This is a genomic window from Mesorhizobium sp. M5C.F.Ca.IN.020.29.1.1 (assembly GCF_003997375.1).
Classification (GTDB): domain Bacteria; phylum Pseudomonadota; class Alphaproteobacteria; order Rhizobiales; family Rhizobiaceae; genus Mesorhizobium; species Mesorhizobium wenxiniae.
This window is the reverse complement of the sequence record NZ_RZSW01001155.1, coordinates 1-564: the sequence shown is the minus strand read 5'-3', so window position 1 is coordinate 564 and position 564 is coordinate 1. Positions and strand designations below refer to the sequence as shown.

At 56.9% G+C, this 564-nt stretch carries 1 protein-coding gene; it reads left to right on the top strand.

Annotated elements, in window-relative coordinates; translation table 11 throughout:
* Window positions 1-501: porin (locus tag EOA85_RS36805; protein ID WP_206523514.1), on the top strand; the 501-nt coding region annotated here is incomplete at its 5' end.
* Window positions 502-564 lie beyond the last annotated feature (63 nt).

Genomic DNA, 564 nt, shown 5'->3' with positions numbered 1-564 from the left:
ATTCCGCACGTTGTCGCCGGCTTGAAATACACGCAAGGCTGGGGCTCGATCACCGGCGTCGCGGCTTATGACAGCAACTACGAAGCTTTGGCCGGCAAGATCCGTGTCGACGTCGCTGTCACAAACCAGCTGTCGCTGTTTGGACTGTTCGGCTACGGTTCCAATGGCAGTCTCAACGAGGACTCAAACGGCGCAATCGCCAATCATGTGCGCGGCTCGTACAAAATCTGGAACGGCCAGTGGGCTTTCTGGGCGGGCGCCACCTACGAGTTTGACGAGAAAACTTCGTTCAACTTTCAGGTCTCGAGTGATCAGCTCAAGAATTCTGGTTTGGCTGCAAACGTCGTCTATATGGTCGTTCCTGGCTTCACGGTCACAGCCGAGGTCGATTACGACCACTACGGCAACTTTGGCGTCGGCCCTGCCGACCCTACCACGGTCAAGGGCACGAGCAAGCCGAACAGCGTCGGCGGCATTCTCCGCTTCCAACGCTCATTTTGAAATCTCTCCAGCCGCGAGCATCTCTGGCAAAGGCACTTGCCTCGACAACGCACGCATAGAGAG